Consider the following 15,012-nt stretch of genomic DNA (forward strand, 5'->3'; position numbering starts at 1 on the left):
TACGCAAAATATATCAGCCATTATATTCCTCAAGTGCTTTGAGCAGTAAATCATTTTCTGTCTCTACACCAACAGTGATACGAAGACATCCCTCACACAAGGTAACAGTATTCCGGTTACGCACAATAATGCTTTTCGTTACCAGATAACGATAGACAGCATTGGCATCGGCTACCTTTACCAACACAAAGTTGGCGTCGGTCGGAAAGACTTCCTGCACCAGCTCCATTTTGCTCAGGCTATCAATCAAACGCTTCCGTTCTTTCAGCAGCAATGACACCCATTCTGCCTTGCGATCGGCCTGTTCAAGTTCATCCATTACTAAGCGTTGCGTTAGCATGTTGATGTTATAGGGATATTTCACCTTATTATAAAGATCAATGATCTCTTCGGACGCAAAGGCCATTCCCAAACGAACTCCGGCCAGTCCCCAGGCTTTAGAGAAAGTCTGTAATACAATCAGTCGAGGGTATTTCTGCAATTCGCCCAACCAGCTCGGTTCTGAAGAAAAATCGATATAAGCTTCGTCAATTACCGTAATTCCTTTGAAACCATGCACAATTTTCAGCATTTCCTTACGGTTAAGCAGGTTGGCTGTAGGATTATTCGGTGAACAAAGAAAAATCGCTTTGGTATTTTCATCCGCAGCGTCGATCACACGTTGTGCATCGAGGGAATAATCGGCATTGAGACGAACTTTACGGTATTCCACATCATTGATATCAGCGCTCACCTGATACATGCCGTAAGTAGGATCGATGGCTACCACGTTATCCTGTCGCGGTTCACAGAAAACACGAAACACAAGGTCGATCGCCTCATCGCTACCATTACCCAGAAACACCTGCCCCGGATGGACACCTTTTATCGCAGCAATACGTTCTTTTACTGTCCATTGCAATGGATCCGGATAACGATTATACGGATAATTCAATGGGTTTTCGTTTGCATCGAGATAAGCTTCGGCTTCTCCTTTGAACTCGTCGCGGGCACAGGAATAAGGCTTAAGCGACAAAATGTTCTGACGAACTAATGAAGTAATTTCTGACACGGCAATAATTATCTGTGTTAATATTCAATTGAATAGCACAAAGACTATCCGAATGCAAAGTTACGAAATATAGTGGAAAATAGAGTCCGAAGTACAGTCTATCATGCATCAACCCTTCTGATGGATAAACTCCCAATTACAAACAGTTTCCCGAGATGAAAAAAGCCCTGCAAAAATGCAAGGCTTCTATGTGTTTATGAGTCTGTTATCTATTTAAGCTACAGCTTCAACAACCAGCTCTTTTGTGGACACGCCTCTTTTCGAGACTTCAGCATTGAATTCGCCTACTATTTCATCGACCACTTCCTGTACGTACGAGATTTTTGTAGCACGGTAACCGTTAGATCCCGAAAAAGCAAAACCTTCGTGCATCCTGCCCTGCGACGCATTGTACAAGGCAAGCGCGATGCAATAAGGAGCTTTCTTGTAATCGCATGAACTCAGGCAATTCCACACACACTTGAACGGCTTGGTATTTCCTTTCAGAATTTCGCCTACAAATTCGTTACGGATAACCCTTCCCGGCAGTCCCACTGGACTTTTGATAATGGTTATGTCTTCTTCTTTACAGGCAAGATAAGTTTCTTTAAATGCCAACGCCGCATCACATTCGTGTGTAGTAACAAAGCGTGTTCCGAATTTTACTCCCTTTGCTCCCGACTGCATGATTTCGTACATATCTTTGCCGGTATAAACTCCTCCGGCAGCAATAACAGGAACCTCTTTACCAAATTTTTCTTCAAAAACTTTCACTTCTGCAACGGTATCTTCAATCAGCTGACGCAAAGGAACCACATCGCCCACTACTTCGTCGGCTTTGAATCCAAGATGACCTCCGGCCAACGGACCTTCAACCACTACAGCATCCGGGATACGATTGTATTTATTGGCCCAGTACTGGAAAATAAGTTTGGCTGCTTTACCCGATGATACTTTTACGGCAAGCTTGGTATGAAAGTCGGTAAGGCCGGCTTCTGCGAGCATTCCAGGAATACGCAAAGGCAATCCGGCACCCATAATTACAAGATCCACCTTTTCTTCAACAGCAACCTGAATCAACGCTTCGTGATCGGTAAGCGCCATCATAATATTGACTCCGATTAGGCCGTCGGTAAGACTGCGGGCTTTTCTGATTTCTCGCTGTAACGCTCTTTTGTTTGCTGCACGGTAGTTACGCATGTAGTCTGGCTCGGTCATTCCAATGGCCGCAGCCGAGATTACTCCTATTCCACCTGCATTAGCAACAGCAGACGCTAATCCTGACATCGAAATGGCAACTCCCATTCCACCTTGTATAATTGGCAAACGTGCCTCAATATCCCCTATTCTCAATGGTTTCATAACTGATTTTGAAATTTCGCACAAAAGTAGCGGCAGATAAAATCACTCTGAAAAAATAGGGTCGATCGAATGGTTATTAGGGGTAAAAAATCGCTTTAGGGACGAATTTCGTTGCTTTAGGGACGAAATTTGGAGACAAAAAAAATGCCCGAAATGATTTACTCGGGCACTGAAGCGGTCAAAAAGGAGTCAAATCAACTCCTGCAGTTTTGCTACCGATGGTTTGGAAACCGGAATCGGATAAGATATATTTTCTATAAAGAGTTTGTAGCCCTGAGAACTTCCTTCTATGCGGTCAATAAAATTGATGTTGACCAAATATGAACGGTGGCATTTCACAATAAACTTGTATTCTTTCAGAAGATTTTCGGCATAAACCAAACTACACCGCACCATCTGGTTTTTGATATTTTCGCCCTCTTTCCAAAAAACCTCAACATAATTGTTTGCCGAACGGATAAACAACAGCAAGCTTACCTTCACGGCCAGACTATCTTTTTGATAATCGGAATTAAAATAGACAATCTTGTCCTGAATGGACTTATGGTCTTTCAGCTTTTTACTCAACTCGTCGGCCACTTTCAGGTGCGCACGCAGCATCTTATTATGATTCAACACAATAACAAGCGTAATTGGAATAACAGCCACCAATACAAGCTTCACAACCAAATCGAAACCTATCTTGAGGACACCCAGCATATTGTTGAGTATAAAATAAGAGGCCAGAATGGTAAACAAGATCCACACATCCCACAACACCTCTTTCCCGATATTCCATTTAGACGATGCGAAAAATTTCGGGAAGAATGAAGGCAACAACAACAAGTGAAAGCTCAACGACAGAAATGTCACAATCGACAAGCCGGCAATCAGATACAACTTCGGCTTAGCCGGCAACAAGCTAATGTTAAACGGTTGAAAAAGCCACAAGAAGCCAAGAATAACAATGCTGATAAAAAAGACAATCTTGCTGTTGTAGCTCAAATCATCGTTGAACGGATATGGTTTTTTGAAAATATTCTGCATGTAATGGTTGTATCGTAATGACACTGTTATAAATCAATATATTAAGACAACACGCTAAACGGAAGCAAAATCCGGTTTAGCAAAGAACCTGAACCAGTTTACGGATATGTTCGGGTGTTGTACCGCAACATCCGCCTATAATATTAGCTCCGGCAGCGGCAAGGCCGGGAGCAACGGATGCCATCATGTCCGGCGTTTCAGGAAACGAGGTGCACCCATCTTTGAAAACCGGCATCCCGGCATTGGCATGAATCAGCACCGGAATATTCTTATCTACCGAGCGAATCTCTTCTGTAATTTTTACCATTCCCTCAATACCGTTGCTACAGTTGGCTCCAATGATATGAGCACCTGCTTCTTTCAGTGCATCAACCATTTCGGTCGGCGAAACGCCCATCATGGTACGGTATTCGTCGGTAACGGTTTTATCAAATGTCATGGTACAAATCACTTCGCAGGGTGTATTTTCACGTGCAGCTTTTACGGCAATCGTGGCCTCGTCAATCGCTGTCATCGTTTCAATCACAATGGCATCAGCACCACCTTCATACAACGCCACCGATTGTTCTTTGAAGGCTTCGTATAATTCTTCTTCGGTGACATCACCCATCATCAGCATCTTTCCGGTAGGACCAACAGAACCCAACACATATTTGTCTGCGCCCGCCGCTTTGCGCGAAATTTCGGCAGCCTTACGGTTAATCTCCGTCACGTTTCCTTCCAAACCGTAATTTTGCAGTTTGAAACGATTGCCCCCGAAGCTGTTGGTTTCTATCATATCGGCACCTGCGGCAATATAGCTTACAGCAATATCGAGCACATCGTCCGGACGATCAACATTCCATTGTTCGGGACATTCGCCCGGGTTCAGACCCTTTGCCTGCAAAAAAGTTCCCCAAGCGCCGTCGGATATCAACGTCTTGCCTTCGGCTACAAGTTGAGATAAAGATTGTTTCATGATTGATGCTGTCGTTTTAAAGCGTGTGCAAAAATACGATATTTACTTCACAGAAAAACATCAATTTTGTCTCCTGATATTTTTCGCAAATCAAATACACATATTATGTTAATATTCCATGCAGTATTTTGTTGTTTTAAATAAATATCATCATATTTGAAAAACAGAAAACACTTAGTACTAACTATCAATAATCTAACACACCATCATGAATCTATTTTACAAATTTCTTTTCATATGTGGTTTCTTTGGCCTCGTTCATCAAACTACATTAACCGCTCAAATCAAAGACATTAACATCACATGTAAATACAACGCGACCGACAAGAACTTTATTGTTTCATATGAAAAACGAATACCCGGCACTTACATGATTTACGTCAAATTCACTCAACTGGAAAATGCTTTTGACCCTCACTTTAGCGATGCAATTGATGGCAATACCGGCACTTTGTTTACCCTGAAACCAATTGACAGCAATCATCCTATTCGTTTCTCGTATCAATTTTCTTACTTAATGGGAACAACCATCAGCAAAGCCGATAGTATGTTTACATATACGTTGCCTTTCAAACAGGGTCGTGAAGTGAAACCTAATGAGATGTCGTATCTGTGGAAACAGTACATGAATAAAGTACCGCCGAAGAACTGGAAATCCTTTATGTTTTTATCTAACAAAGCGGATACTGTTTGTGCTGCACGTAAAGGAATTGTAATCAAAGTAGATGTTAGCAAGGATGCGGACTCTCTTACAACCCAATATCATAGCAATGCAAATACCATTTTAGTAGAACACGCAGACGGAACACTGGCTGACTATACCGGCTTTGCTAAAAACGGCAACTTTGTGAAGGAAGGAGATACTGTGTATCCACAAACCCCACTTGGAGTATTGGGCTATTATGATGCGCAGAAAAATTATCAACTCCGCTTTTCGATCTTTCATTTATCAGGAGAAAGACCTAAATTCGAAGAAAACAGAACGCTACAAAATATGCAATGCTATTATGAATATATCAATCCATTTTTCATGACCGGAGAAGGAATTACTCGCTTGACCAATGGCAAAAAATACACTACAGTTGTAAACGAGACTGCAATTATTGCCGAAATGACGAAACGTGAAAAAAAGAAACGACAAAATCAGCTGACTATTCCTGAGAAAAAATGATGTAATTTTGCTGTTCAAAACAGACACGACATGAATCAAAACTTTCAACCCGAAATTACAGACAATTTTTTTGAAGTACAAGAATCCCGTACAAAATTCATGATTTTGGGGTGCGGTGCGCTTGTTGTTGCTGTTTTTTTGCTTTCATTTACTCCCCGTATCATCTCTGTGGTAACCCTGATAGGAGGACTTATCGCTTTTGTGGGTTTAGTAATGGTCTATAAGGCATTTCACATTAAGACGCTTTTACGGATAGACCGCAACGGCATCCTTACTTCCAGACAAGGAATGATTCCCTGGTCACAAATAAACGGCTACTCTTTTGACAACATATCCAAGAGCGCTGTACTGACGCTTCAGTGTCAGCCTCCACACGAAACAGTGCTCATTGATCTGTCAATGAGCACTGTCAAAAACCTAAAACAGGTAACGGATGCCATCGCATACTATTCTGACAACCTGTTGACTAAAAACAAAGAAGAACAATAACCTGCTTTATTTAACCACGGTCCCAATCTGGTTGTAGAATTCAACGATAGCGGTTATTCCTTTGAAATAAAGATCGACAGGAAAATTTTCGTTCGGCGAGTGAATTGCATTCGACTCCAAACCGAATCCCATCAGTACGGTTTTAATGCCCAGCACCTTTTCAAAAGTGGCAATTACAGGAATACTTCCACCACGACGCACCGGAAGAGGCTTTTTACCGAATGCTTTTGTATAACCGGCTTCTGCGGCTTTATACCATGGCATATCCACAGGACAAACATAGCTATCACCGCCATGAATCGGGGTCACCTCTATAGCAATTGACTTCGGAGCCATGCTTTCCAGATGCTTTTTCACCAGCAATCCTATCTGCACGTGATCCTGATGCGGCACCAAACGACAAGAAAGTTTGGCGTATGCTTTTGAGGGCAACACCGTTTTGGCACCTTCGCCGGTATACCCGCCCCAGATTCCGCACACATCAAATGTCGGACGAATACCGGTGCGTTCGAGAGTTGAATACCCCTTTTCTCCCTGAACCTCTTTAATGTTCAACGATCGCTTATAAGCCTCCTCGTCAAAAGGAATTTGCGCCATTGCAGCTCTTTCATCAGCCGACACCTCTTCCACGTCATCATAAAAACCCGGCACGGTAATACGTCCCTGATCATCGGTCATGGAAGCAATCAGTTTGCATAATTCGTTAATCGGATTGGCCACCGCGCCCCCGAAAATCCCTGAGTGCAAATCACGGCACGGGCCTGTTACTTCTACCTGCCAGTAGGCCAAACCGCGCAGCCCGGTGGTAATACTTGGCATGTCAGCACCCAGCATACTGGTGTCAGACACCAGAATCACATCTGCTTTCAGCAACTCTTTATTGGCCTGGCAAAACGCTTCGAGACTACCGGAACCGATCTCTTCTTCGCCCTCCAGAATGAACTTAACATTGCAGGGAAGTTTATTTTCCGAAAGCAAAAATTCCACCGCTTTGGCATGCATAAACGACTGACCTTTATCATCATCTGCACCGCGCGCCCATATTCTTCCGTCTTTAATCTCCGCTTCAAAGGGGCTGGTATTCCACAGCTCCAACGGTTCCACGGGCATTACGTCATAATGTCCGTAAATCAATACGGTCGGCAGTGCCTCGCCCACCCTCTTTTCAGCAAAAACGACCGGATTTCCTTCCGTGGGCATCACTTCTACACGATCCATTCCCAGTTGCTGCAACAATTCTTTCCAGCGTTCTGCACACTTCAGCATATCCGGTTTATGTTCACTTTTAGCACTCACAGACGGGATTGCAATCATCGAAAAAAGTTCGTCAAAAATTCGCTGTTGATTCTGAGAAAGATATTCTATCAATTCCATACTATTAGTTATATTTTCAGTTAATATTCAATTACAATCAATTACACCGACATAAAAATACGGCCTCAAGATTGAAACCTTCAGGCAAAGATAAGCAAATCAACAACAGGAATGATATTCACTTTCAAAAAGAGAACATCCTATTCACTTATTGCAAACAACACCGAACAACAAAAAATTAACACTTTAACTTAAAAACACCATTCGGAATAGTTGCAAAAAACAACTAAATCATTATCTTTGCATCCGTAATTTTATAAATCAAAAAGATAAAATTACACCTCGCCACTGACACTTATCCGGTCAGTTTTTACTCTGGATGGCAACCCCCAATGTCTCCTAAGAGAAAAATATCAAAAAAGCTTTGTAAAGAAGCCTGTTATTTCATTTCTGAATAATAAGGCTCAACAAATCTGGTAGACGAATACGATCAGTCATCCTCATTGATCTAAAGAAAAAAATCTCACAATTTTTCGGTGATGGCGCCAAGAACAAATGACGCCGTCGATTTTTCTCCTATCAATTGATCGGGAGCTTCATGCCTTTTTCAAACATATTTGATCAAACAAAGAACATTAATAAACCATAGACTTATATTATGATCGCCAAAACAAAATTCGGGTATCTGTTAGCAGTTATCGCTTCGATCACCTTATTTTCTTCCTGCGTCAACGACATCAATTTAAAAGATGTTGACGACACCATCTCGATGAATGGAGCAGTGGTATTTCCGTTAGCACAGTCGACTATTACGCTGAAAGACTTCATCGACAAGCTCAACATTGAGAACATGACGGTGAACAGCAATAACGTCTTAACAGTGAACTACAAGCCAAGCACAAGCTATAGTTTCAATCTGAACATTTCGCCTTCCGACGTTTCAATCAACACCACGACCCCGGCCACTTTATCGTCTAAAGCCGGGACAACCATTTCCGCGGCTACTTTCAACTCGCTAAGTCCATCCCAGGTTGCAGAGATTGACCTGCGTTCACTAGCATCTACCAACATTACACGGCTTGACAGCATTTACATAAGCAATGCTACCTTAAGCTTCACTCTAAACACGAATATCAACTTCGCAACCAATCAGTTACAACTGACCGTTACACCTACGGCGGCTTGCTTTCCAAGCCTATCGCCAATTACTTTTACAAACGTAAGAAATGGTTCGGTTTGCACCATTCCGCTCACCAATTGCTGGATTAAACCGCAATCCTCAAAAATATCGCTTTCAATAGCAACACACGCAACTTCCGGCAATATTTATGTTCCGGCATCTCCATCCCTGAACAGCTCTGCGGCCCTAAAGAATATCAGCTTTAAGTATGCTTTCGGTCAGTTTGCCTATAACCTTGCCTCTCAAACCGGCACATTCGATTTAGGATTTCTGAATGATGTTATCTCGCAGACCAGCTATTTGCCCTTTCAAAATCCTTCATTTAAGCTGACCTGCTATTCTAACGCGCGTATCCCGATGCAACTGAATATCGATTACATAAAGAGCTACAACAACAGTTCTCCGTCAAATGTCCGTTACGCCTCTTTCAGCGGATCGACGAGCACTTCCCAGTCGTTTTCAAAGATGCCATCCTCGCCCGGTAAAAGCGCAATCGATTCATTGATATTCAACAAAGCAAACGGAAATATCGACAATCTTTTCACCTTGCCCGGAATCAATACCATCGCCTATTCCTTTGGTGCACAATCACAAACCGGCGGCATCACCAATCAATTCATAATGAGTAAGGATACGTTCACTATCTCTCCTTCGGTGAATATTCCGTTTGCCTTTAACGCGGGAGTAAATGTTCAAATGACTGACACTCTATCATTAGGCGATTCATTTACCGATTTCCTGAACAAAAATGACCTGCAAAACGTCAAACTCTGGCTGATTGCCAACAACTTCACATCCACTAAGGTAGTCATCGGATTAACCCTCCTCGATGCGAACAAACAGTCTTTCTCGACTACACAAAACCTGACTCTCAACACAACTCTGAATATCAACAACACGACAGGCCAGGCTAATCAAACATCGACGACTACCGATCAACAGCTTAGTCTGGCATATTCCGCCGCTGACCTAAAAAAAGCACAGTACATCAAACTAAGTTATTCGCTTGCAGGGAAAGATCTAACAACGCCTCTCACGCTAACCTCTACCGATTTCATCAAAGTCAAGCTATGCGCTTACGTCAAAGGAAGTGCAAAACTGAACGACAACTAATTGTTGTACTGACTTGTATCAACTCAAATAAAAATTACATCAAAATAAAGCCGTCATATATGCATGCACTAAAAAAAACCGGAATATTCCTCTTTGTTCTGTCCGTTTTTCTCACATACTGTCCCCAGACCCGTGCGCAAGGCAACACCTTATATTACATGGAAAACGTACCGTTCCGCAACTCGCTCAATCCGGCATTTGTACCGACACAAACCTGGTATCTGGATCTGCCTTTGCTCTCAAACATTAATATTTGGGCAGGTAACAATTCGGTTTCTGCTGCAGATCTGTTTTTTAAGCAAAACGGAAAACTGATTACACCTTTTCATCCCGACGCAGACAGAGATGCTTTTTTGAAAGTGCTTCAACCCACCACTGACATTAACCTGAATTACGATCAACAATTGCTGGGCTTCGGCTTCAAAGCGCACAAAAATTATTTCACTTTTGGTGTCAATCAACGAATCGAAAGTTCGATAGGCATTCCCAAAGATTTACTAAAACTATTATTGAAAGGCACGCCCGACTCAACCGGAGTCAACAATTTCAATTTCCAGTCGCTACGGGCAAACGTGACAGCTTATCTTGAAACTTCAGTAGGATTCACTCGTTCTGTCAACAACAAACTGACCATTGGAGGCAAAGTAAAATTCCTTCTGGGAGAAGCTCATGCTGACTCCAAATTCAGCAACCTGAATTTACGGGTAGACAAACAAGCGGCAATACTCACGGGGAACGGTTATGGAAGGATTACAGCACCATACGATATTTCTCAAAACGCAGACGGCACTCCCAAAGAATTACTAACAAAAGAAGCATTGCAAATGCCCATTGGATGGGGTTTGGCCACCGATTTGGGAGTTGTGTATAAATTACAGGATAACTTCACACTTTCTGCATCTCTTTCCGACCTTGGTTTTATTCGCTGGAAAAAGACCAGCTGGAAAGCAGATATGACCTACAAAGCCACTTTTACCGGAATGGATTTTAAAATCAATGGAGACAACAATGACTATGGCACACAAATGAGTGATTCGCTCAAAAATGCCTTTACCTATTCAGGAAACGGAGCCGGATACACCACTTATCTGACAGCAAAAGCTCGCCTGGGAGCCGAATATGGTTTAGTGAAAAACAAGATCAGTCTCGGGCTTCTATGGGAAAACACCCTCGGCGGCAACTACAAATACTCTGAATTAACAGGCTCTGTCAATTTCCGACCGTTTTACTTCTTCAACACATCATTTAGCTATGGAGCTATTAACGGACGATTAGGCACCTTTGGAGTGGGGGTAAACCTGATTGGAGGTCCATTCAACTTATACTTTGCCAGCGATTATGTGCCTGCCTATTTTACAAAAGACGGCATCCCGTACAATTCGAAATATTTTGATGCTCACATCGGATTGGTGCTTACTTTCGGACACGGGAAAAAGTCGAAAAAAGAGAAAATTTACGATCAAATCATTGATGTACGCTAAAGTTCCCAATTTCCTCACAAAGACGTGTAAATTAGACATTGCATCGATTAAGTGTATATAAATCTCAATTATTGACCTCTCCTCCCAACCTCCTCCCCAAGGGAAGGAGGAGCAAGATAGTGAAATATTTAGAATTCAATTCATTTTGCAGATTTTCCCCCTCTCTTCGGGAGAGGGGTTAGGGGAGAGGTCAAATGCAAAAATCAAGAAATGAATTAACTGGTATAATGTCTATTATAAAGATGAATAACAAAAGAGCTGGAAAATCAATTGAATTTTCCGGCTCTTTGTAGTTTAGAATATCTTGCGATAGATATGGCAATAAGGCGTTGTTCCCTTATGGTCGTAGTAGTCCTGGTGGTAATCCTCGGCCGGCCAAAAAGGTTCCGCAGGACGCAACGAGGTTGCCACTTTATACCCTTTTTCATTCAATATCCGGATATATTTTTCAGCAATGGCTTTTTGCTCTTCATTGGCATAAAAGATAGCCGAAAGATACTGCGACCCAATATCGGGACCCTGACCGTTGGTTTGTGTGAAATCGTGTGTTTCAAAGAATAGCTTCACCAGTTCTTCGTAACTGGTTTGCTGCGGATCGAAAACAACTTCGGTCGTCTCCAGATGCCCAGTTTCGCCGGTGCATACCTGTTTATAACTTGGATGATCGACATGGCCACCCATAAAACCAACCGTAGTTTCCATCACTCCCTTTGCTTTGCTAAAATGATACTCTGTGCCCCAGAAACAACCGGAGGCAAACCAGGCTTTCTGAAACGCCTGTTTATCGTCTGGAATAAAATTCATAGAAATAGAGTTAACGCAATGACGTGTATTTTTGGAAGTAAAACCCTCACCGAGAAAAACATGACCGAGATGCGCTCCGCATTTGGCACAGGTTATTTCAGTACGTTGCCCATCGGCATCAGGTATACGCAGAACAGCTCCGGGAATCTCATCATCAAAACTGGGCCATCCGCAATGCGACTCAAACTTACTTTCTGACCGGTAAAGCGGAGCTCCGCATTGTTTGCACACATAAGTACCTTTCGCCTTCACATTCAATAATTTGCCCGTAAACGGGCGTTCCGTTCCCTTATGAAGAATTACATATTGTTCTTCCGGGGTCAAATCTTTATGTTGCATAACTGAAGATTGTAACAGTAAACTAATCAAAATGAATAATATAGTTCTCATACCAAACAAGTATTAAAGTAAAACACTCCCATAAAACATGTTTCGTAAAAGGGCTACAAATATACCATCACGGCATAAGCGATTCCAAAAAATCAACTACAATAAAGCATAAATAACAGGAGAGATCACCTCACAGAATTTTCCTTCTTTCAAACCAAAAATAAGTCATTGGCCACAATCAGCGCAAGAAGAAAGACGTAATTTTAATTTAATATCTGTTAAAGTTTTCCCGTAAAAATCGTTCTTTACCTTTCCAAAAGACTATATTTGCACAACAAAACATATTAGACAATACTTAATTTAAGTAATTACAAACGAATTTAGATAAACAATTCATACACCATACAGCATAAACTACAGTTTAAATGCAGATAACTCTAATAGACAAACTAATCTGACTCCTTCATCAAAATACTAATTCATAAATAATACTCTTTTAAAACCGTATCCGAAGCGTACGACAAAACTAATCACATAACAACAATCAAACATGTATAATCTAAATAGCATTCCAATTGTCAAATATGATAATTTCTTAAAATCAAAACATATAACATGGAGTAGTGTTGGAGGTCGAGTTGAAGATTATCCGCAATATGACTTTGGAGACAGTATTATATGCAATTTTGATGAGAGGTTCAATTTGATTTTTTCTTTTAGATACTATGACAATAAAATATATTTGGTTCTGAAATTCAAGCCAAAGGATTACAAACTAAATATCAATGACAGTGTAAATTTTCTTTTTGAAAATGACACACTATTAAATTACACAATATCTAATGAGCCTTATAAAGGAGGAGTATATTACGAGTCTGATGGCTCCAAATCTACATTTGTCAATTATTTTGAAACACTAATACAAATTAGCATGTCTGATTTAGAGATATTTTCAACTTATAAATTGTGTAATTATGCTCTCAATCTAAAATCATACAAGCTCATTGGAGGAAATAGAGAAAATGGCGCTTTTTGGCATGCAGGACGTAACTATAACAGCAATGATCCTATTAAAAGTAAAGCTGTATTTCAAGAAGCATTAAGACTATTTGCCTCAACATTTATAGATGTAATTAATCAAGAAGTACCAGATTATATTGAAACGACGATATCTTCCACTGATGAGACCTGCTATGTTTATCTTATGCATGATCTAAAAACCAATTTCTACAAAATCGGTATTTCAAATAGTCCTTCATATAGAGAGAAAACATTGCAAAGCGAAAAACCGACAATTATTTTAATGCGTTGCAAGCGATTCCCCAAACGAAAAATTGCCGAAATACTGGAAAAAACTTTGCACAGTACGTATAGTAACAAACGAATAAGAGGAGAATGGTTTTCTCTTGATACAGAAGACACAAATGACATTTCTCAAATTTTAAATGACTAATAAAAAGCAGAATATGGAACTTAAAGATTTCATCAAAGAGACTTTAGCACAAATTACAAATGGTGTGGTTGAAGCACAAGAGCTAATTAAAAACACTGGTGCTTACATTAATCCAGAGGGTCGTCTCGAAGGCAATCAAGTTAGAACTGGTTTCGAAGGAGAATACAGATCTATTCAAAACGTAAAAATGAGTATTGCCGTCAAGGTTATCGAGAATACTCAAACAAAAGCAGCATTAGGAGTAGTCTCTGCATTTATAAATGCCGGAGCAGCAACCGCAAACTCAGATTCCAACAGCGTAACGAACAGAATTGAATTTGAAATTCCTATTAGTCTACCAATTACGAATGTTACAAAATAAGCACCATTGCTGGTGCTCTTTTGCAAAGCGAGCCCGAGTCATATACATAGCGAAGCATTAGTGAACAGTACCCTAATCAGGGAAACGCCTGACAGCGTTTAGCTCTGTATTGCGAGTCTTCCACGCCCCGATGAATCGGGGCGTTATTATTGGACAACGGCTACGCCGTTTTGTATCTGCATAATGTATGAGCACACTAAAGACAAAAGAACAACACAAAGACTGACAGACTAAACGCCATCAGGCGTTACCTGTGAATAACCTCCGGATTCATCCGGGGGAAAAGACAGCGAATAGAAGCGACTGAACGCTGTAGGCGTTCCCCTAAAACAACCAACCATGAACAGCTACCGGCAAATTCTCTATCACATTGTATTCTGCACTTATAACCACGAAAACGCTCTTCCGGAAACAATGCATGAAGACCTTTATCGTTACATTTGGGGCATCGTCAAAAAGCGAAATTGTGTCCTATATCGGGTTAATAGCACCGAAAACCATATTCATATTCTATCTGACCTCCATTCAAGTATCTCGCTGGCCGATTATATCAAAGAGATCAAAACTGCCACCAACCGATGGATAAAAGAGAGCAGACAGTGTCCCAGTTTCATCTCGTGGGCAGACGGATATTGCGCTCTGACGTATACCTATCGCGATAAAGAAATGATTCTGAATTACATCAAAAATCAGAAGGAGCACCACAAAAAAACCAATTTTGAGGATGAATACAAAGCACTCCTCAAAGAGTTTGGTATAGAAGCTGACGAGAAATATATCTTCTAAGTTCTCAGGGAAACACCTAACGGCGTTTTGATTCTTTATTCCGGCTCTCTTCCACCACGATAAATCGGGGCGTTATTCACAGGCAACGGCTATCGCCGTTTTATTAACCCATAGATAATGCAGGAACAAAAAAACAATGCCATCAGGCATTGCC

At 41.3% G+C, this 15,012-nt stretch carries 13 protein-coding genes; 7 read left to right on the forward strand and 6 right to left on the reverse strand.

Going from position 1 to position 15,012, the window contains the following annotated elements:
- Positions 1–13: 13 nt before the first annotated feature.
- The 4 genes from hisC to F8N35_RS07800 form a co-directional block, all read right to left on the reverse strand.
- Complete coding sequence (gene hisC, locus F8N35_RS07785; RefSeq protein ID WP_293050973.1) at positions 14–1,051, reverse strand: histidinol-phosphate transaminase; 1,038 nt, start codon at positions 1,049–1,051, stop codon at positions 14–16.
- Positions 1,052–1,264: 213 nt separating this feature from the next.
- On the reverse strand, positions 1,265–2,392 hold the full coding sequence (locus F8N35_RS07790) for a nitronate monooxygenase (RefSeq protein WP_293050975.1): 1,128 nt from the start codon (positions 2,390–2,392) through the stop codon (positions 1,265–1,267).
- Between the two features lie 189 nt (positions 2,393–2,581).
- Positions 2,582–3,418 carry a LytTR family DNA-binding domain-containing protein gene (locus F8N35_RS07795; protein ID WP_293050977.1) on the reverse strand — a complete coding sequence of 279 codons (837 nt, stop codon included), beginning with the start codon at positions 3,416–3,418 and terminating at the stop codon, positions 2,582–2,584.
- Between the two features lie 76 nt (positions 3,419–3,494).
- Entirely contained in the window at positions 3,495–4,376 is an 882-nt protein-coding gene (locus F8N35_RS07800) for a homocysteine S-methyltransferase family protein (protein ID WP_293050978.1), read from the reverse strand.
- A 208-nt stretch (positions 4,377–4,584) separates the two neighbouring features.
- Here F8N35_RS07800 and F8N35_RS07805 point away from each other — a divergent pair, with 208 nt between their 5' ends.
- A complete protein-coding gene (locus tag F8N35_RS07805; protein ID WP_293050980.1) occupies positions 4,585–5,547 on the forward strand; it encodes a hypothetical protein in 963 nt (320 codons plus the stop codon).
- Positions 5,548–5,577: 30 nt separating this feature from the next.
- Entirely contained in the window at positions 5,578–6,036 is a 459-nt protein-coding gene (locus tag F8N35_RS07810) for a hypothetical protein (protein WP_293050982.1), read from the forward strand.
- 6 nt (positions 6,037–6,042) lie between these two features.
- Here the strand turns inward: F8N35_RS07810 and F8N35_RS07815 are convergent, their stop codons facing one another.
- Positions 6,043–7,410, reverse strand: a complete 1,368-nt coding sequence (locus F8N35_RS07815; protein WP_293050984.1) for a dipeptidase — start codon at positions 7,408–7,410, stop codon at positions 6,043–6,045.
- A 598-nt stretch (positions 7,411–8,008) separates the two neighbouring features.
- Here F8N35_RS07815 and F8N35_RS07820 point away from each other — a divergent pair.
- Positions 8,009–9,643: a hypothetical protein gene (locus F8N35_RS07820; RefSeq protein ID WP_293050986.1), complete on the forward strand. Its 1,635-nt coding sequence runs from the start codon at positions 8,009–8,011 to the stop codon at positions 9,641–9,643.
- Positions 9,644–9,801: 158 nt separating this feature from the next.
- A complete protein-coding gene (locus tag F8N35_RS07825; RefSeq protein WP_293050988.1) occupies positions 9,802–11,124 on the forward strand; it encodes a DUF5723 family protein in 1,323 nt (440 codons plus the stop codon).
- 294 nt (positions 11,125–11,418) lie between these two features.
- Here the strand turns inward: F8N35_RS07825 and F8N35_RS07830 are convergent, their stop codons facing one another.
- Positions 11,419–12,267, reverse strand: coding sequence for a bifunctional methionine sulfoxide reductase B/A protein (locus tag F8N35_RS07830; protein ID WP_293050990.1), 849 nt, complete (start codon positions 12,265–12,267; stop codon positions 11,419–11,421).
- Between the two features lie 541 nt (positions 12,268–12,808).
- Between F8N35_RS07830 and F8N35_RS07835 the strand changes: the two genes are divergently transcribed.
- From F8N35_RS07835 to tnpA, 3 genes are all read left to right on the forward strand, one after another.
- On the forward strand, positions 12,809–13,711 hold the full coding sequence (locus F8N35_RS07835) for a GIY-YIG nuclease family protein (protein ID WP_293050992.1): 903 nt from the start codon (positions 12,809–12,811) through the stop codon (positions 13,709–13,711).
- A 13-nt stretch (positions 13,712–13,724) separates the two neighbouring features.
- Positions 13,725–14,072 carry a hypothetical protein gene (locus F8N35_RS07840; protein ID WP_293050994.1) on the forward strand — a complete coding sequence of 116 codons (348 nt, stop codon included), beginning with the start codon at positions 13,725–13,727 and terminating at the stop codon, positions 14,070–14,072.
- A 339-nt stretch (positions 14,073–14,411) separates the two neighbouring features.
- The gene (tnpA, locus tag F8N35_RS07845) at positions 14,412–14,858 is read left to right on the forward strand and encodes an IS200/IS605 family transposase (protein ID WP_293050996.1); all 447 of its coding nucleotides are present in this window, start codon (positions 14,412–14,414) and stop codon (positions 14,856–14,858) included.
- Positions 14,859–15,012 lie beyond the last annotated feature (154 nt).

This window comes from Paludibacter sp. (genome assembly GCF_009712605.1).
In the GTDB taxonomy this organism is placed as follows: domain Bacteria; phylum Bacteroidota; class Bacteroidia; order Bacteroidales; family Paludibacteraceae; genus Microbacter.